This window comes from Micromonospora sp. NPDC002575, assembly GCF_042889525.1.
Lineage (GTDB): Bacteria > Actinomycetota > Actinomycetes > Mycobacteriales > Micromonosporaceae > Micromonospora > Micromonospora carbonacea.
This window is the reverse complement of sequence record NZ_JBIARA010000004.1, coordinates 345,856-363,814: the sequence shown is the minus strand read 5'-3', so window position 1 is coordinate 363,814 and position 17,959 is coordinate 345,856. Positions and strand designations below refer to the sequence as shown.

The window sequence follows — 17,959 nt, the reverse complement described above, 5'->3', positions numbered from 1 at the left end:
TCACACCTCCCTGGAGTCCGAGCCGGCGGCGACGTTGGCCGGCTCCCGCTCGGCGACCACGCGCTTGGTGCGCGGGCTCGGTGGCACTTGCAGGTCCATCGGTGGCAGCGGGAAGCTGCCGTGCGGGCGGCTGTTGACCTGCTCCTGGAGCGTCGGCTGCGGCTCCTTCTTGCGGCTGGGCCACAGCAGCGTCACCAGCAGCAGCACGCCCGCGCCGAGGCCCGTGGCGAGCAGCCGGTCCCGGGTCTGCCAGCCCTCGATCGAACGCAGGCCGGCCAGGACCAGGATCCAGACCAGGTTGATCGGCAGCAGCACCTTCCAGCCGAACCGCATGAACTGGTCGTAGCGGAGCCGGGGCAGGGTGCCCCGCAGCCAGACGAAGACGAAGACCAGGGCCAGCACCTTGCCGAAGAACCACAGCATCGGCCACCAGCCGGAGTTCGCCCCCTCCCAGAGGGTGATCGGCCAGGGGGCCCGCCAGCCGCCGAGGAACAGCGTCGTGGTGACCGCGGACATGGTCACCATCGCCACGTACTCGCTGAGCATGAACAGCGCGAACTTCAGCGAGCTGTATTCCGTCATGAAGCCGGCGACCAGCTCCGACTCGGCCTCGGGGAGGTCGAACGGGGCCCGGTTGGTCTCACCGACGGTGGCGATGAAGAAGATGATGAAGCTCGGCAGCAGCAGGATCGCGTACCAGCCGGGGGCCGGCACCTCGACGCCGGCGATGGTCAGCCGGGTGGCGTCGCCCTGGGCGGCGACGATCCCGCTGGTCGACATCGTCCCGGCGGTCATGAACACCGCCACGATGCTCAGCCCCATCGCGACCTCGTACGAGATCATCTGGGCGCTGGAGCGCAGGCCGCCGAGCAGCGGGTACGTCGAACCGGACGCCCAGCCGCCGAGCACGATGCCGTAGACGGCCAGCGACGAGCAGGCCAGCAGCACCAGCACCGCCACCGGCACGTCGGTGACCTGCAACGGCGTCCGGTGGCCGAAGATGCTGACCATCGGGCCGAACGGGATCACCGACAGCGCGGTGACCGCGCAGACCACCGAGATGACCGGCGCGAAGAAGTAGACGACCTTGTCCGCCGCCTTCGGGAGGATGTCCTCCTTGAAGGCCATCTTCAGGCCGTCGGCGAGCGTCTGGAGCAGGCCGAACGGGCCGGCCTGGTTGGGGCCGGGCCGCACCTGCATGTAGCCGACGACCCGCCGCTCGAACCAGACGCCGAGCAGCGTGGCCAGCAGGCCGAAGACGAAGGCGAACAGGACCTTGATCAGGACCAGCCACCACGGGTCCTTGCCGAAGTCGGCCAGCGTCGGGTCCTGCGCGAGGTAGACCGCGTTCACTGGGAAACACCCCCGGTGTTGAGGAGGGGACCCGGGCGGCCGGCGACGTCGGCGGCGACCGGGGCGGTCGCGGCGGGCGCGCTGATCCGTACCACCGTGCCGGACGTCGCGCCGAGGCCGCGCCGCACGGTGGAGCCGGGTGAGTTGGTCGGCAGCCAGACGACGCCGTCGGGCATCTCGGTGATCGCCGCCGGCAGGGTGATGGCCCCCCGGTCGGTGCCCACCGTCACCGGGTCGCCGTCGGCGACGCCGAGCGCCTCCGCGGTGCCCTTGCCCAGCCGGGCCACCGGCGGGCGGGCGGTGCCGCCGAGGTGCTCGTCGCCGTCGGTCAGGCTGCCCAGGTCGACGAGCTGGTGCCAGGTGGCCAGCACGGCCTCCCCGGCACCCGGCTGCGGCACCGTGGCCGGCTGCACCGACGGCGTGGACGGCCGGTCGGCCCGGGTCGGCGGCAGGCTGCCCAGCTCGCGGCGGACGCTGAGCACGTCGCCGGTGCCGAGTTGCACGTCGAGCAGCGCGGCGAGGGCGTCGAGCACCCGGCCGTCGGTCATCGCGGCGGTGTGCAGGACCGCCTCGAAGGGGCGCAGGCGGCCCTCCCAGTCCAGGAAGCTGCCGGCCTTCTCGGCCACCGGGGCGACCGGGAGGACCACGTCCGCCCGGCGGGCCACCGCGCTCATCCGCAGCTCCAGGCTGACCAGGAACGGCACCGCATCCAGGGCCTGCTCGGCCAGCCGGGGGTCGGCCAGGTCGGCCGGGTCGACGCCGGCCACCACCAGCGCGCCGAGCTGGCCGCCCGCCGCCGCCGCGAGGATGGCGTCGGTGTCCCGGCCGGCCTGGCTCGGGATCACGCCGGCCGGGATGTCCCACGCCTCGCCCAGCTCGGCCCGCGCGGCCGGCTCGGTGACCGGACGGCCGCCGGGGAGCAGGTTGGGCAGGCAGCCCGCGTCGACCGCGCCCCGGTCACCCGCGCGCCGCGGCACCCAGGCCAGCTTCGCGCCCGTACGCCGGGCCACGTCCGCCGCCGCCGACAGGCCGCCGGGCACCTCGCCCAGCCGCTCGCCGACGATCAGGATCGCGCCGGGGGCGCTCAGCGCCTCGGCCACCGTGGCGTGCTCGGCGAGCACGCTCGCCTCCTCGCCCGGCGCCACCCGGGCCAGCTTGGCCCCGAGCTTCTCCAGGCCGCGGGTGGCGAACGGCGCGATCGCGTACACCGTCAGCTTCTTCTTCAGGTACGCCTTGCGCAGCCGCAGGAAGAGGATCGGGCACTCCTCCTCCGGCTCCAGGCCGACGAGCACCACGGCGGGGGCGTTCTCCACGTCCGCGTAGGTGACGTCGGTGCGCCCGGCGACCGAGCTGGCCAGGAAGTCGGACTCCTCGCGGGAGACCGGCCGGGCCCGGAAGTCGATGTCGTTGGTGCGCAGGGCGACCCGGGCGAACTTCGCGTACGCGTAGGCGTCCTCGACGGTGAGCCGGCCGCCGGTCAGCACCGCCGTGCCCCGGGCGGAGTCCCGGGCCGCGGCCAGCCCCTCGGCGGCGACGGTCAGCGCCTCGCTCCACGACGCCTCGCGCAGCTCACCGGTCGCGGCGTCGCGCACGAGCGGGTTGGTGAGCCGGTCGAACGCGCGGGTGTACTGGAAGCCCCAGCGCCCCTTGTCGCAGTTCCACTCCTCGTTGACCTGCGGGTCGTCGCCGGCCAGCCGGCGCAGCACCTTGCCGCGCCGCCAGTCGGTGCGCTGCGCGCAGCCGGCCGAGCAGTGCTCGCAGACGCTGGGGCTGGAGACCAGGTCGAACGGGCGGGCCCGGAACCGGTACTGCGCGCCGGTGAGCGCGCCCACCGGGCAGATCTGCACGGTGTTGCCGGAGAAGTAGGAGTTGAACGGGACGTCGCCCGCGTCGCCCTCCTCCCCGTACGCCTCGTCCCGGTAGATGTTGATCTCCTCGGCGGACGACCGGCCCATCAGGTCGATGAACTTGTCGCCCGCGATCTCCTCGGAGAACCGGGTGCAGCGCTGGCAGAGCACGCAGCGCTCGCGGTCGAGCAGCACCTGGGTGCTGATCGGCAGCGGCTTGGGGTATTCCCGCTTGTGCTCGTGGAACCGGGAGTCCGTGCGGCCGGTGGACATCGCCTGGTTCTGCAGCGGGCACTCGCCGCCCTTGTCACACATCGGGCAGTCGAGGGGGTGGTTCATGAGCAGCAGCTCCATGACCCCCTCCTGTGCCTTCTTGGCGACCGGCGAGGTGAGCTGGGTGCGCACCACCATGCCCTCGGCGACGGTCTGGGTGCAGGAGGCCACCGGCTTGCGCTGGCCCTCCACCTCCACCAGGCACTGGCGGCACGCGCCGGCCGGGGCCAGCAGCGGGTGGTCGCAGAAGCGCGGGATCTCGGTGCCGAGCTGCTCGGCGACCCGGATCAGCAGCGCGCCCTTGGGTGCGGTGACCTCGACGCCGTCGATGGTGAGCGTGACGGTCTCGGTCTGCTTGGCTACGTCGGTCATCAGTGCGCTCCCACCAGCTGCTTGTCCGACAGCTTCGGCGCGGTACGTCCCTCGATGTAGTCGAGGTAGTCCTGCTTGAAGTACTTCAGCGACGAGGTCACCGAGCTGGTCGCACCGTCGCCCAGACCGCAGAACGAGCGGCCGAGGATGTTGTCGCAGGTGTCGAGCAGGGTGTCCAGGTCCTCGTGGGTGCCCTGGCCGGCGAGGATCCGCCGGTAGACCCGGACCATCCAGTAGTTGCCCTCGCGGCACGGGGTGCACTTGCCGCACGACTCGTGGTGGTAGAACTCCAGCCACCGGTAGGTCGCGTAGACCGGGCAGTCCTGGTCGGAGAAGATCTGGGTGGCCGTGGTGCCCAGGATCGAGCCGGCCGCCGCCACCCCCTCGAAGTCCAGCGGCACGTCCAGGTGCTCGGCGGTGAGCAGCGGGGTGGACGAGCCGCCCGGGGTCCAGAACCGCAGGTTGTGGCCCGGCTGCATCCCGCCGGCCAGCTCCAGCAGCTCGCGCAGCGTGACGCCCATCGTGCACTCGTACTGGCCGGGGTTGGCGACCCGCCCGGAGAGCGAGTAGATCATCGGCCCGGACGACTTCTCCGTGCCCATGGTCTTCCACCAGTCGGCGCCGCCGAGCACGATGTACGGCACGCTGGCGATGGTGCCGACGTTGTTGACCACGGTGGGGCTGGCGTAGAGGCCGTGGGTCGCCGGGAACGGCGGGCGCAGCCGGGGCTGGCCCCGGAAGCCCTCCAGCGAGTCCAGCAGCGCGGTCTCCTCGCCGCAGATGTACGCCCCCGCGCCCGAGTGCACCACCAGGTCCAGGTCGAACCCGGAGCCGAGGATGTTGCGCCCGAGGTAGCCCTTGGCGTACGCCTCCTGGACGGCGTTGCGCAGCCGGCGCGCGGCGTGCACCGCCTCGCCCCGGATGTAGATGTACGCCCGGCTGGCCCGGATCGCGTACGACCCGATGATCACGCCCTCGACCAGCGAGTGCGGGTCGTGGGTCATCAGCGGCAGGTCCTTGCAGGTGCCCGGCTCGCCCTCGTCGGCGTTGACCACCAGGTAGTGCGGCTTGCCGTCGCCCTGCGGGATGAAGCCCCACTTCAGGCCGGTCGGGAAGCCCGCGCCGCCACGACCGCGCAGCCCGGAGTCCTTGATGAGCTGGATCAGGTCGTCCGGGTGCGCCCGGAGCGCCTTGCGCAGGGCGGCGTAGCCGTCGAGCTTCTCGTAGGTGCCGATCCGCCAGGCGTCCGGCGACAGCCAACGCTTGGTGAGTACGGGGGTGAGCTTGGCCAGGGTCTCCGGCCGGGGAGTCGTCACTGCTGGGCCTCCGCTTCCTTGAGGGAGCGCTCCTGGGCGTCGGCGTCGTCGCCGGCGGGCTTGCCGTCGCCGGCCGGCGGGTTCGCGGCGGCACCGGCGGCCTGGGCCTCCCGGGCATCGCGCGGGGCCGGGGGCACCCCGTCGGCCGGGACCTTGGTGCCGGGGGCGTCCGGCACGGCGGTACGCGCGTCGGGCTGCCGCGTCTCGGCGGCGCGCACCTGGGGCGACTTGTCGTCCGGGGACTTCACGTCGGGGGCGGTGCTGCCGGTCGCGGCGGCGGGCGACACCGGCTCCGGCCGCGCGGCGGGCGCGGCCTTCTCCGCCTCGGCCTTCGCCCTGGCCTCGGCGGCGGCCTTCTCGGCGTCTGCCTTGGCCTTGGCCTCGGCTGCCGCCCGGTCGGCCTCGGCCTTGCTCCGGATCGGGGTGTTCGGGTCGTAGCCCGGCACCGAGATGCCGTGCTGCTCGGCCAGCCGCAGGCCCCGCAGGGTGGGCTCGCCCGGGCCGCCGTCGGCGACCGCGCCCTGGCGCTCGTCGGCGAAGCCGGCGAGCTGCACCGACATCTCCTTCAGCGTGCAGAGCCGCGCGCCCCGGGTCGGCATCGGCCGGCCGCCGGCCCGCAGCTCCTCGACCACGCCGACGGCGGTCTGCGGGTCGACGCCGTCGAAGAAGTCGTAGTTGACCGTCATGACGGGGCCGTAGTCGCAGGCCGCGAGGCACTCGGCGTGCTCCAGGGTGACCTTGCCGTCGGCGGTGGTCTCGTCGTGCCCGACGCCCAGGTGCTCGGCGAGGGTGTCGTAGACCTCCTGCCCGCCCAGCACGTTGCACATGGTGTTGGTGCAGACGCTGACCAGGTAGTCACCGGTCGGCCGGCGCTTGTACATCGTGTAGAAGGTGGCGACCGCGCCGACCTGGGCCTTGTTCAGGCCGAGCACCTCGGCGCAGAACTCGACGCCGGCCGGGGAGACGTACCCCTCCTCCGACTGCACCAGGTGCAGCAGCGGCAGCAGCGCCGACCGGGACCGATCGGCCGGGTAGCGGGCGATGATCTCGCGCGCCCGCTCCCGCGTCTGCTCAGTGAAAACGCTCATCGGTCACAACCACCCATCACGGGGTCCAACGAGGCACCGCCGGCGATCACGTCGGCGATCAGGCCGCCCTCGGCCATCGCCGGGAGGGCCTGGAGGTTGACGAAGCTCGGCTCCCGGTAGTGCACCCGGTAGGGCCGGGTGCCGCCGTCGGAGACCGCGTGCACGCCCAGCTCGCCCCGGGGCGACTCGATGCCGACGTACACCTGGCCAGGCGGGACCCGGAAGCCCTCGGTGACGAGCTTGAAGTGGTGGATCAGGGACTCCATCGACTGCCCCATGATCTTGGCGACGTGCTCCAGCGAGTTGCCCATGCCGTCCACGCCGATGGCGAGCTGCGCCGGCCAGGCGATCTTGCGGTCGGCCACCATCACCGGGCCCGGCTTGAGCCGGTCCAGCGCCTGCTCGACGAGCTTGAGCGACTCCCGGATCTCGGCGAGGCGGACCTGGTAGCGGCCCCAGACGTCGCCGTCCGGGTGCGTGGGCACGTCGAACTCGTAGGACTCGTAGCCGCAGTACGGCATCGTCTTGCGCAGGTCCCACGGCAGGCCGGCGGAACGCAGCACCGGGCCGGTGACGCCCAGCGCCAGGCAGCCGGTCACGTCGAGCACCGCCACGTGCTTGGTGCGCTCGACCCAGATCGGCTGGCCGGAGAGGAGGTCCTCGTACTCCTTGAGCTTCTTCGGCATCATCTTCAGGAAGTCGCGGATCTTGCGGATCGCGTCGTCCGGGACGTCCTGCGCCACGCCGCCCGGCCGGACGTACGCGTGGTTCATCCGCAGGCCGGTGATGGTCTCGAAGATGTCGAGGATGTACTCCCGCTCGCGGAAGCCGTACAGCATGATCGAGATCGCGCCCAGCTCCATGCCGGTGGTGGCCAGCCAGACCAGGTGCGACGAGATCCGGTTGAGCTCCATCATCAGGACCCGGATCGTCGTGGCGCGCTCGGTCACGTCGTCGGTGATGCCGAGCAGCTTCTCCACCGCGAGGCTGTACGCCGTCTCGTTGAAGATCGGCGAGAGGTAGTCCATCCGGGTCACGAACGTCGAGCCCTGCACCCAGTTGCGGTACTCGAGGTTCTTCTCGATGCCCGTGTGCAGGTAGCCGACGACCGACCGGGCCTCCCGGACGGTCTCGCCCTCCAGCTCAAGGATCAGCCGGAGCACGCCGTGGGTCGACGGGTGCTGCGGACCCATGTTGACGACGATCCGCTCGTCGTTGATCGGGTCCGTGCCGGAGACCACCTGGTCCCAGTCCCCACCGGTGACGGTGAAGACCTTGCCCTCGGTCGTCTCGCGCTCGGTGGCGTAGTTCGACGTCGTCACTGGTAGGACCTCCTACGGTCCGGCGGGGGGATCTCCGCGCCCTTGTACTCGACGGGCACGCCGCCGAGCGGGTAGTCCTTGCGCTGCGGGTGCCCCTCCCAGTCGTCCGGCATGAGGATCCGGGTCAGGTTGGGGTGGCCGTCGAAGACGATGCCGAACATGTCGTACGTCTCCCGCTCCTGCCAGTCGGCGGTCGGGTAGACGGCGGTGACGCTCGGCAGGTGCGGGGCCTCGGCGGAGACCGCGGCCTCCAGCCGCAGCCGGCGGCGGTAGGTCATGGAGGTGAGCTGGTAGACCACGTGCAGCCGGCGCTCGTCCGCGCCCAGGTAGTCCACCCCGGACACCGAGGAGCACAGCTCGAAGCGGAGCGCGAGGTCGTCGCGCAGCACCTGGCAGACCTCGGCGATGCGCTCCGGGCGTACGTGCAGGGTCAGCTCGCCCCGGTCGACAACGACCTTCTCGATCGCGTCGCCGAAGTCGGGGTACGCCTCCTCCAGCGCGTCGCGGACCTCGTCGAAGTAGCCCCCGTACGGCCGGGGGGCCTCCTCGATCGGCCGGCGCTGGCGGACCAGGCCGCCGAAGCCGGAGACGTCGCCGCTGCCCTGGTTGCCGAACATGCCGCGCCCGGCGGGGCTCGACGGCGGGTGCTCGGCGGGTGCGCCGCTGCTCGCGCCGGCCGGCGTCGCCGGCACAGGCACGCCGCCGGTGCTGTTGTTGTCGCTCACTTGGGCCCCCGCTGCGGGTGGAGGTGGTTCTGCGCGTTCATCCAGTTCTCGATCCGCAACTGCTCCTCGCGCCCCTCGCGGACCGCCCGGGTCCACTCGGCGCGCCGGGCCTTGTCGTTGCGGTACGACGAGGGCATCGAGCCGTACGGCACGACGGGGACGTCGCCGCGCTCCTGGCGGGCCTGGAGCATCTTGCGGCCGTTCGGGCCCAGCGGCTCGTACATGATCTTCTCGCGGAGCTTGAGGATCGCGTCGATGAGCATCTCCGGCCGGGGCGGGCAGCCCGGGAGGTACATGTCGACCGGGACGATGTGGTCGACGCCCTGCACGATGGCGTAGTTGTTGAACATGCCGCCGCTGCTGGCGCAGACGCCCATCGAGAGCACCCAGCGGGGCTCGGCCATCTGGTCGTAGATCTGGCGCAGGACCGGGGCCATCTTCTGGCTCACCCGGCCGGCGACGATCATCAGGTCCGCCTGGCGTGGCGAGGCGCGGAACACCTCCATGCCCCAGCGGCCCATGTCGTAGTGCGGGCCACCGGCGGCCATCATCTCGATGGCGCAGCAGGCCAGGCCGAAGGTGGCGCCCCAGACGGACGACTTCCGCGACCAGTTGACCAGCTTCTCCACGGAGGTGAGCAGGACGCCGGCGGGAAGCTTCTCCTCGATACCCATCTGACGTACCTCCCTCAGTCCCAGTCCAGGCCGCCGCGCCGCCACACATAGGCGTACGCGACGAAGACCGCGACGATGAACAGGACCATCTCCACGAAGCCAAAGATCGGCAGGGCGTCGAACGAGACCGCCCAGGGGTAGAGGAAGATGATCTCGATGTCGAAGACGATGAAGAGCATCGCCGTCAGGTAGAACTTGATCGGGAACCGGCCGCCCCCGACGGGCTGCGGGCTGGGCTCGATGCCGCACTCGTACGCCTCGAGCTTGGCCTTGTTGTACCGGCGCGGGCCGGCGAAGCGGGCGGCGGCCACGGAGAACAGCGAGAACGCCGCGGCGAGGGCGAACAGCCCGATAATGGGTGCGTAAGGCGAGAGCGTCATCGTGGTCTCCTGCTCGTCCTTCCCTGCCCTCGGCGGTGGTGGGCCAAAATCACACTATTCACGTCCCTCACGACGGCTGTCGGCGGGGGTCGATCTCTGCCTGGCCGGCGGTCCTCGTCGACCTCGACCCGACGGCTCACACGGCGGGTGCCGCCTTCGTCATCGCGTTGATGACCCGGTCCATCGCGTCCCCGCCGCGCGGGTCGGTCAGGTTGGCCAGCAGCTTGAGCACGAAGCGCATGAGGGCGGGGTGCGGCATGCCGTGCTTCGTGGCGATCCGCATGATCTCCGGGCGGCCGATCAGCTTCACGAAGATTCCGCCGAGCCGGTAGTAGCCGCCGAAGCGGGCCTTCAGCTCCTGCGGGTAGGCCAGCAGCGCCCGCTCCCGCTCGGCGCCGGCCGGCCGGGCGAGGGCCTGCACCGCGACCTCGGCGGCCAGCTCGCCGGACTCCATCGCGTAGGCGATGCCCTCGCCGTTGAATGGGTTGACCATGCCGCCGGAGTCGCCGACCAGCAGGACGCCCCGGGTGTAGTGCGGCACCCGGTTGAAGCCCATCGGCAGCGCCGCGCCGAGGATCGGCCCCTCGGCGTTCGCCTCGTCGGCCAGCCCCCAGTCCTGCGGCGTGTTGGCCAGCCAGTCGGTGAGCAGCCGCCGGTAGTTGGTCTTGCCGAAGGCGGTGGAGGAGTTGAGGATGCCGAGGCCGGCGTTGACCCGCCCGTCGCCGAGGCCGAAGATCCAGCCGTAGCCGGGCAGCAGCTCGCCGTTGCCCTTGCCGCGCAGCTCCAGCCACGACTCCAGGTAGTCGTCGTCGTGCTTGGCCGGCGAGCGGTAGTAGCGCCGGACGGCCACGCCGATCGGCCGGTCCTCCCGCTTGGCCAGCCCGAGGGCGAGCGGGAAGCGGCCGGAGACGCCGTCGGCGGCGACCACCAGCGGCGCGCGGAAGGTGGCGGGCTCCTTCTCCGGGCCGACCTCGGCCACCACGCCGACGACCCGGTCGTCGGCGTCGAGCACCGGGCCTGTCACGTTGACGCTGGTGCGCAGCTTCGCCCCGGCCGAGACGGCGCGCTGGGCGAGCAGGTCGTCGAAGTCCAGCCGGGTGCGCACCAGGCCGTAGTTGGGGAAGCTGGCCAGGTCGGGCCAGTCCAGCTCCAGCCGGACACCGCCGCCGATCACGCGCAGGCCCCGGTTGTGCAGCCAGCCCGCCTCGGTCGAGGTGTCCACGCCCATCCGGATGAGCTGCCGGACCGCGCGCGGGGTCAGCCCGTCGCCGCAGACCTTCTCCCGGGGGAACTCGGTCTTCTCCAGCAGCAGCACCCGGACGCCGTGCCGCGCCAGGTGGTATGCCGTCGCCGAGCCGCCGGGACCGGCGCCCACGACGATCACGTCGGCGTCGTTCTCCACCGCGGTCATCTGCGCCTCCTCCCGCCTGCTCGTGAAATGCTTCACAAGCCAGTCGGGTGGAGTCTATGACCGGCGCAACACGCGCGCCTGGTTAGGTGGCCCTAACTTGCCGAGGTGAGGGCCACCAAGGTCCACTTCGGTCGTCAGTACGGGGCGGGCGTCGCGGCGTCCAGCCCGGCGTCGGCCCGGATCGACTCGGGCAGGTGTTCGCGCAGCGCGCCGCCGGCCACCCGGTCGAGCGCGGCCAGCACCTCGGCCACCACGCGGCGCACGTCGGCGGGATCGGCCCCGGCAAGGCCCCGGAGCTGGGCGACCAACTCCGACGCGTCGTCGTCCGGCGGCGCGCCGCCCGCCTGATCTGCTCCGGTCATGCCGCGAGCCTAAGCGGCAAAATGGATCACTTCCGCGCAATCAGGAAAATTGCGGGCAAACCAGGGCGGCACGTGCAGCGCCAGCCGCGCGGGAGAAACCGGGGCGGCACGGTGCCGCGCCGGCCGCGCGGGGGGACTCGGCGGGTCAGGCGCGCCGGGTCGCGCGGTGCAGCGCCACGACGCCGCCCGTGAGGTTGCGCCACGCCACCCGCTCCCAGCCGGTCGCGCCGATCCGCCCGGCCAGGGCCGGCTGGTCCGGCCACGCCCGGATCGACTCGGCCAGGTAGACGTACGCCTCCGGGTTGCTCGACACCGTGCGGGCCACCGCCGGCAGCGACCGCATCAGGTACGACAGGTAGACCGTCCGGAACGCGGGGTTGACCGGGGTGCTGAACTCGCAAACCACCAGCCGGCCGCCGGGCCGGGTGACCCGGGCCAGCTCGCGCAGGGCGGCGTCGGTGTCCGACACGTTGCGCAGCGCGAAGGAGATGGTCACCGCGTCGAAGCTGGCGTCGGCGAAGGGCAGCCGCAGCGCGTCACCGGCCAGCAGCGGCACCGTCGGGCGGGACCGCTTGCCGGCGTGCAGCATGCCGAGGGAGAGGTCGACGCCGACCGCGTACGCGCCCGGCTGGGACAGCTCCTCGGTGGAGACGCCGGTGCCCGCGCCCACGTCCAGCACCCGGTCGCCGGGGCCGAGCCCCAGGGCCGCCCGGGTGGCCCGCCGCCACGAGCGGTCCTGCCCGAAGGAGAGGACCGTGTTGGTCAGGTCGTAGCGGGCCGCCACCCCGTCGAACATCGCGGCGACCTCGTGCGGCTGCTTGTCCAGGCTGGCGCGCTGGCCCTGCGGGGTACGGCTCACCCCTCCACTCTGCCAGCCGCCGCCCGGACGCGGTACGGGCGGGGTGGTCGCCCACCCCGCCCGTACCGTCGTGCCCTGCCGCTGACCGGCTGTCGTGCCCGGGTCAGTCGGTCGACTTCTCGTCGCCCGGCGTGACCAGCACCACCCGGCGACGGCGGGCCAGCACCAGCAGCACGCCGCCGACCAGCAGCACGGCCGCGCCGACGCCACCGATCAGGCCGGCCTGCACGCCGGTCACCGGCAGCCCGCCACCATTGCTGTTGCTCGGCGAGGGGGTGACGCTCGGCTGCCCGGAGGGCGACGCGGTCGGCGTGGCGCTCGGCTCACCTGTGGGCGTGGGCGTGGGGGTGGGCTGGGCCGACAGGTCCACGAACACGTCGAACACGGCCTGGTTGTCGACCTCGTCCGCGTCGGCGAAGGCGCGACGCTGCGCCGAGGAGGCGACGCGCGGCTCCTCCTCGGGCTCGCCCTCCGCCCCGTCCAGCCCGTACGCGAACAGCTCGCCCGGGCGCAGGACCGGCTCGGCCGCGTCCTCGGCGACCTTCACCCGCACGTCGTCGGTGTAGTACTCGCCCGGCTTCACCACCGCGCCCGCGTCCTCGCAGAGCGCCTGGGCCAGCCCGCCGATCTCCTGCTCGACGCAGTTCTCGGGCAGCTTCGCGAAGCTGACCTTGGCCGGCAGGGTGAGCATGTAGAAGATGCCCGTCGCCCTGCGGCTGCCGTCGTTGTAGACCGCCCAGTCCAGCGGGGCGGTGCCGCCGGGCGGGATCGGCTTGAGGTCCGGCTCGCTGTTCTGCGCGCCGTCGACCACGACGTTGGCGTACCCGTCCTGCACCCACGAGGTGAGGTCGTAGCCCGGGCGGGTCACGGTGATGTCGACGGTCTCGGTGTTGTCGTCGGTGTTCGGGTCGGCGGTCGCCGAGGTGATCGTCACCGTCAGCGACCCGCCGTTGCCCTGGAGGCCCGCGCTGAACAGCGGGATGCCGAAGTCCTCGGTGGTGCCGCCGGCCAGGTCGCCGAGCAGGCAGGTGAACGTGGTGCCGGCGACGTCGCAGCCCTGCGGAACGACGAAGCCGACCCGCCGGGTCAGCCCCTTCGTCTCCACGGTGACCCGGACGTCCCGGGCCACGGCCGAGCTGCGGGTGTTGTCGACGGTGAACTTGAACGGCTTGGCCTTGGCCGCCTGCACGCCCCGGGCCAGGTTCTGGCTGAGCGGGACGAGCGCCAGGTCGGCCTGGTCGGCCGCCTGCGCCGGGGCGGCGACGGTGGCGAGGCCACCGGCGGCCAGCAGCGCCGCGGCACCGACACGGGCCAGCGCCGAACGGTGGAACGAGGTCATTGATCCCCCGAGACAGGAGAGAGGGAGGTTGCGGAATCGAGCGGACGTTATCCGAGGTAGATCCTTCGCGCCACCCGCAGCGCGCGTTGTTCATCGCTTCGACCACGACCCGTACCAACAGTGAGGGCGGGACGGTCGACCGTCCCGCCCTCACTGCGGTGCGTTATATGAACGGCCCTCATGGGCCGATGGAGGATGTGGCCCGCCGGCCGTTCCACCTCGGCCGACCCGCTCCGACCTGCGTCGGAGGGTGCGCGCCGCACGTTATCGGCCGCTGGGCGACGCCGCCACCCCCCGCGCCGGCGATGCCCGGACCGTACGTTCGGTCACCTCCGGGGATTGTCGGGATTGGTCGCTTGTGGGCGGGCCGCCACCCCGGCGCGTCCCCCGAACGGCGACCACTAAATGCCCTCCCGACGACCGGTCACGAGACTTTCGGCCGGCTACACTACGGCCCGCCGCGATCACCGCGCGTGAGGTTCGGCCTGCCCGGGATCGCCCCCGTCAGCGGGCGTCGACCAGCGGCAGGGTCTTGCCGACCCCGCCGCCCGGCAGCGCGATCGAGGAGAAGTGCGACACCACCCGGTCGTCGGTCGGGTCGTCGGCCGGGGTGTGGTGCACCGCGAGCCGGTGGTAGAGGGTGTCCCGCTGGGCGGGGATGCGGTCCGCCGAACGGATCATGCCGATCAGCTCGTGCAGGTTGGACCGGTGCCGCGCGCCCGCCGAGGAGATCACGTTCTCCTCCAGCATGATCGAGCCGAGGTCGTCCACGCCCATGTGCAGGGCGAGCTGGCCGACGTCCTTGCCGGTGGTCAGCCAGGACGCCTGAAGGTGCGGCACGGTCTCGAAGAAGAGCCGGGAGACCGCGACCAGGCGCAGGTATTCCAGCGTCGTCGCCTGGGTGCGCCCCTTGAGGTGGTTGTTCTCCGGCTGGTACGTCCACGGGATGAACGCCCGGAAGCCCCGGGTGCGGTCCTGCACGTCGCGGATCATCCGCAGGTGCTCGATCCGCTCGGCGGCCGTCTCGCCGGTGCCCATCATCATCGTGGCGGTCGACTCCAGGCCCTGCCGGTGGGCCAGCTCCATGACCTCCAGCCAACGCGCGCCGGACTCCTTCAGCGGGGCGATCGCCCTGCGCGGCCGGTCCGGCAGCATCTCCGCGCCGGCCCCGGCGATCGAGTCGAGCCCGGCGGCCTTGATCCGCGCGATCGCCTCGTCGAGGCTCACGCCCGACACCTTGGCCATGTGCAGGATCTCGCTCGGCCCGATGGAGTGGATCGCGAGCTGCGGATACGCCTGCTTGACCGAGGAGAACAGCTCCTCGTAGTACTCCACGCCGTAGTCGGGGTGGTGGCCGCCCTGGAGCATGACCTGGGTCGCGCCCAGCTCGACCGCCTCGCCGCAGCGGCGCAGGATCTCCTCGGTCGGGTGGGTCCACCCCTCCTTGTGCTTGGGCGCACGGTAGAAGGCACAGAACTTGCACGCCGTCACGCAGACGTTCGTGTAGTTGATGTTGCGGTCGATCAGGTAGGTGACGATGTTGTCGGGGTAGCGCCGCCGACGCACCGCGTCGGCCGCCTCGCCGAGGGCATGGAAGGGCGCCTCGGTGTAGAGCAGCAGGGCCTCCTCGGGCGTGATCCGCCCGCCGTCCGCGCCGCGTTGCAGGATGTCGTCGATCTCCCGGCTCACCGTCACGCCTCCGAGCGTACGCCGGGCAGCCGTCCAGCCCCGCAGGGGTGCGCACCGCGTGACGCGTCCCGCACCCCGCCGCTGGCGCTGCCACCGCCTTACGCCGATCTTGGACAGTTCCCGTCAGCTCTTGACAGCAACTGTCCAAGTTCCAGGGGGTTCCGCCACCGGCGCGGCGAGCGGGATCGTCAGCCGCCGCCGGACGGGTCAGGCCCGGCCCGGCAGGCCGGCGACGAAGGCGGTCCAGGCCCGCCGGTCGAAGGCCAGCACCGGCCCGGCCGGATCCTTCGAATCGCGTACGCCCACCGCCCGCGCCGTCTCCGCCACCTCGACGCAGTCACTGTCGGATCCGCTGCGGGACGACTTGCGCCACGTCGCTCCGCAGAGGTCAGGCGTCGTCATCGGAGACTCCCCTCTCGCTCGTGCTCCGCCGCATTCCGCGCGACGGTGTCCTTCGGCGCTCCCGCCGGCCCACGCCAGATCTTGGACATTTGCTGTCAGCTCGGCGCAGCAACTGTCCAAGGTCCGAGGGACCGCCGGCCGGAGGCGGTCACCCGCCGCCGGACGGGTCAGGCCCGGCCCGGCAGGCCGGCCACGAAGGCGGTCCAAGCCCGCCGGTCGAAGGCCAGCACCGGCCCGGCCGGATCCTTCGAATCGCGTACGCCCACCGCCCGCGCCGTCTCCGCCACCTCGACGCAGTTGGCGTTGGAACCGCTGCGGGACGACTTGCGCCAGGCCGCGCCGGACAGCTCAGGGGTGGACATCCTCGACTCACTCTCGCTCATGCTCCGCCGCGTAACGCGCGACGAGCGCCACCGAATCGACGGGGCTCAACGCCGCCTCGGCCAGCCTATCCGCCTCCCGCCGGAAGTGCGCCACCTGCGCTGCCTCCTCCAGGAACAGCCCGGTCAGCTTGTGGTCGAGATAGACCACCGACCGGTTGCGCGGGAAGTCGAAGAGCGCGAACGAGCCATCCAGGCCGGTGTGTGCGCCCGCCGCCAGCGGCACCACCCGCAGCGTCACCGTCGGCCGCTCGGCCGCCTCGACCAGGTGCCGGAGCTGCCGGGCCATCACCCGGGGGCCGCCGAGCGCCCGGCGCAGCACCGCCTCGTCGAGCAGCGCGTGGAGCGCGGGTGGGTTGGGGCGGCTCAGGATGGCCTGCCGGCCCAGCCGGGCCGCCACCCGCCCCTGCGCATCGTCGGGCGGCACCCCGCAGCCGACCATCACCGCGTGGGCGTAGTCCGGGGTCTGCAACAGCCCCGGCACCAGCAGCGGCTCCCAGTTCACGATGCCGGCCGCCTCGGCCTCCAGCCGGATCAGCGTGCGCGACTCGTCGGACAGCCCGCCGATCGCCTCCCACCAGCCGGTCTCGGCCGATCGCTCGGCCATCGCGAGCAGCCGCTTGCGCTCGTTGCCGGTGACGCCGTAGATCACCAGCAGCGAGGCGACGTCGGCGGCCTGGATGCCCTGGATGCCGGTCTCCATCCGGGACAGCTTGGACGCCTGCCAGTCCAACCGGGTCGCCACCTGCCGCAGCGGCAACCCGCGTGCCTTCCGCAGTTCGCGCAGCTCGCCGCCGAGCCCACGCCCGACGACGGTCGGCAGATTCGCCTTGGCCATGCCGTCCCCTCCACCACCCCGTCGGCCGTCACTCTGACGACACGCCTCGTGGCGTTGAGTATTGACTCCAGACATCGGGAAAGCAACTATGGCAAGCAACGTTGCTAACCATCGTCGCCACGAGTTGAGGAGTTGCGATGCGGACCTTTCAGCCCGACTGGCTGCGGCCGTACGACCCGGCGGACTCGCCCGGCCCCATCCCGTCCGTGGTGGAACGCTTCCGCCGACGGAGGCGGGACGAGCCGGAGCCACCCACCGAGGCGGAGCGGGAGGCCGCCCGCTACACGGTGGTGCTGGTGCCGCCCGACGCGGCCGAGGCGCTCGGCGACGACCGGGGCGAGGTCGGCCTGCACCTGTTCTGCGACGACGACTGGGATCACCAGCCGGCGCACCTGGACGACGCGGCCAAGATGATCGGGGAGGCATGCGGCGAGTCGGTCGTCCTCACGGAGCACCACTCCGACCTCACCTACTGGACCGCACACGTACCCAAGGGCTGAGACTCACGCGAGGAAGAGGAGATCTTGGAAGAATGAGGCCCCTCCAGGGGCCGGAATCTTCCAAGATTCACGCAGGTCCAGGGTCGGCGCCCGGTGTCGCGTCAGCGGAGGGTGAGGTCGGTGGCGGGGAAGTCGTACCAGGACAGTTCGAGCGGCGAGCCGGCCTGCGGCGCGACCGGGAACACGGCCCAGCTGGCCAGCTCGCGGCCGGGCGCGAGTTCGATCGACTCGCCGGGCCGGGTGGAGCAGTAGGTGCTCTCCGGGCGCACGGTCCGGCCGTCGGCCAGGGTGAGCAGCACCAACTCGCGGTCCTCGGCGACGGGTGAGCACTCCAGCGCCCAGGGGGCCGTCGCCGAGCCGTTGCGGTAGCGGACGTTCAGCCGCAGCTTGCTCCCGGTCACCTCGGCGCTGACCAGGGTGACCGTCATCGACGCCTGGTCGTAGAAGGTCCGGTCGAGGCGGTACGTCCGCGTCCCCCCACCCGAGGAACCCGATGAGCCCGAGGAATCGGGTGAGCCGGTGGGCGCGCCGGACGACGGCTGGGCCGGGGCGGCTCCCCCGCCGGCCTCGGGGCCGCCCGTCTGCCGGCCCGCGTCCACCGTGCTGCCCGCGTCCACGGTGCTGCCGGCGTCCACGGTGCTGCCCGCCGTCGTGCTGTCGCCCCGGGTGGCCAGGTAGGTGCCGCCGGCCGCGCCGACGACCGCCACGCCGGCCAGTACGACGACCAACGTGCCGACGTGCCGCTTCTCCATCATCGCTCCCACTCCGGCCGGCGCTGCTGGCGCGACCGTAACAAAGCCTGGCCAGTCGCCGTCGCGGGCGAATCAAG

General features: G+C 72.2%; 18 protein-coding genes. 1 reads left to right on the top strand and 17 read right to left on the bottom strand.

Annotated features, from left to right (window positions below; genetic code table 11):
- The 16 genes from nuoH to ACFYWL_RS09345 all read right to left on the bottom strand — a co-directional run bounded on the left by nuoH (position 1) and on the right by ACFYWL_RS09345 (position 16,630).
- Positions 1-1,353, bottom strand: a complete 1,353-nt coding sequence (nuoH, locus tag ACFYWL_RS09420) for an NADH-quinone oxidoreductase subunit NuoH (RefSeq protein WP_386969616.1) — start codon at positions 1,351-1,353, stop codon at positions 1-3.
- The gene (locus ACFYWL_RS09415; RefSeq protein ID WP_386969613.1) at positions 1,350-3,845 is read right to left on the bottom strand and encodes an NADH-quinone oxidoreductase subunit G; all 2,496 of its coding nucleotides are present in this window, start codon (positions 3,843-3,845) and stop codon (positions 1,350-1,352) included. Before ACFYWL_RS09415 ends, nuoH begins: the two co-directional genes overlap by 4 nt.
- A complete protein-coding gene (gene nuoF / locus ACFYWL_RS09410) occupies positions 3,845-5,161 on the bottom strand; it encodes an NADH-quinone oxidoreductase subunit NuoF (protein ID WP_386969610.1) in 1,317 nt (438 codons plus the stop codon). The genes ACFYWL_RS09415 and nuoF overlap by 1 nt, the downstream gene beginning before the upstream one ends.
- Positions 5,158-6,249: an NADH-quinone oxidoreductase subunit NuoE gene (nuoE, locus tag ACFYWL_RS09405; protein WP_386969607.1), complete on the bottom strand. Its 1,092-nt coding sequence runs from the start codon at positions 6,247-6,249 to the stop codon at positions 5,158-5,160. Before nuoE ends, nuoF begins: the two co-directional genes overlap by 4 nt.
- Positions 6,246-7,571, bottom strand: a complete 1,326-nt coding sequence (locus ACFYWL_RS09400; protein ID WP_386969605.1) for an NADH-quinone oxidoreductase subunit D — start codon at positions 7,569-7,571, stop codon at positions 6,246-6,248. The genes nuoE and ACFYWL_RS09400 overlap by 4 nt, the downstream gene beginning before the upstream one ends.
- Positions 7,568-8,296, bottom strand: a complete 729-nt coding sequence (locus tag ACFYWL_RS09395; RefSeq protein ID WP_386969602.1) for an NADH-quinone oxidoreductase subunit C — start codon at positions 8,294-8,296, stop codon at positions 7,568-7,570. The genes ACFYWL_RS09400 and ACFYWL_RS09395 overlap by 4 nt, the downstream gene beginning before the upstream one ends.
- Complete coding sequence (locus tag ACFYWL_RS09390) at positions 8,293-8,970, bottom strand: NuoB/complex I 20 kDa subunit family protein (protein ID WP_386969599.1); 678 nt, start codon at positions 8,968-8,970, stop codon at positions 8,293-8,295. The genes ACFYWL_RS09395 and ACFYWL_RS09390 overlap by 4 nt, the downstream gene beginning before the upstream one ends.
- A 14-nt stretch (positions 8,971-8,984) precedes the next feature.
- Positions 8,985-9,350, bottom strand: coding sequence for an NADH-quinone oxidoreductase subunit A (locus ACFYWL_RS09385; protein ID WP_043961418.1), 366 nt, complete (start codon positions 9,348-9,350; stop codon positions 8,985-8,987).
- Between the two features lie 136 nt (positions 9,351-9,486).
- Positions 9,487-10,761 carry a geranylgeranyl reductase family protein gene (locus ACFYWL_RS09380; protein WP_386969597.1) on the bottom strand — a complete coding sequence of 425 codons (1,275 nt, stop codon included), beginning with the start codon at positions 10,759-10,761 and terminating at the stop codon, positions 9,487-9,489.
- A 134-nt stretch (positions 10,762-10,895) separates the two neighbouring features.
- A complete protein-coding gene (locus tag ACFYWL_RS09375; RefSeq protein WP_386969594.1) occupies positions 10,896-11,123 on the bottom strand; it encodes a hypothetical protein in 228 nt (75 codons plus the stop codon).
- A 145-nt stretch (positions 11,124-11,268) separates the two neighbouring features.
- Positions 11,269-11,982 (bottom strand): demethylmenaquinone methyltransferase, encoded by a 714-nt coding sequence (locus ACFYWL_RS09370; protein ID WP_386969592.1) that lies wholly within the window; start codon positions 11,980-11,982, stop codon positions 11,269-11,271.
- Positions 11,983-12,085: 103 nt separating this feature from the next.
- Positions 12,086-13,321 (bottom strand): cell wall anchor protein, encoded by a 1,236-nt coding sequence (locus tag ACFYWL_RS09365; protein ID WP_386969590.1) that lies wholly within the window; start codon positions 13,319-13,321, stop codon positions 12,086-12,088.
- Positions 13,322-13,825: 504 nt separating this feature from the next.
- The gene (gene mqnC, locus ACFYWL_RS09360) at positions 13,826-15,016 is read right to left on the bottom strand and encodes a cyclic dehypoxanthinyl futalosine synthase (protein WP_386969587.1); all 1,191 of its coding nucleotides are present in this window, start codon (positions 15,014-15,016) and stop codon (positions 13,826-13,828) included.
- Between the two features lie 201 nt (positions 15,017-15,217).
- On the bottom strand, positions 15,218-15,412 hold the full coding sequence (locus ACFYWL_RS09355) for a DUF397 domain-containing protein (RefSeq protein ID WP_386969584.1): 195 nt from the start codon (positions 15,410-15,412) through the stop codon (positions 15,218-15,220).
- A gap of 167 nt (positions 15,413-15,579) precedes the next feature.
- Positions 15,580-15,774: a DUF397 domain-containing protein gene (locus tag ACFYWL_RS09350; RefSeq protein ID WP_386969783.1), complete on the bottom strand. Its 195-nt coding sequence runs from the start codon at positions 15,772-15,774 to the stop codon at positions 15,580-15,582.
- Between the two features lie 7 nt (positions 15,775-15,781).
- Positions 15,782-16,630 carry a helix-turn-helix domain-containing protein gene (locus tag ACFYWL_RS09345; RefSeq protein WP_386969582.1) on the bottom strand — a complete coding sequence of 283 codons (849 nt, stop codon included), beginning with the start codon at positions 16,628-16,630 and terminating at the stop codon, positions 15,782-15,784.
- Positions 16,631-16,767: 137 nt separating this feature from the next.
- On the opposite strand from ACFYWL_RS09345, the gene ACFYWL_RS09340 reads away from it, so the two are divergent.
- Positions 16,768-17,130 carry a hypothetical protein gene (locus ACFYWL_RS09340; protein ID WP_386969579.1) on the top strand — a complete coding sequence of 121 codons (363 nt, stop codon included), beginning with the start codon at positions 16,768-16,770 and terminating at the stop codon, positions 17,128-17,130.
- A gap of 101 nt (positions 17,131-17,231) precedes the next feature.
- Here the strand turns inward: ACFYWL_RS09340 and ACFYWL_RS09335 are convergent, their stop codons facing one another.
- Positions 17,232-17,882, bottom strand: coding sequence for a hypothetical protein (locus ACFYWL_RS09335; RefSeq protein ID WP_386969576.1), 651 nt, complete (start codon positions 17,880-17,882; stop codon positions 17,232-17,234).
- Between the last annotated feature and the right edge of the window lie 77 nt (positions 17,883-17,959).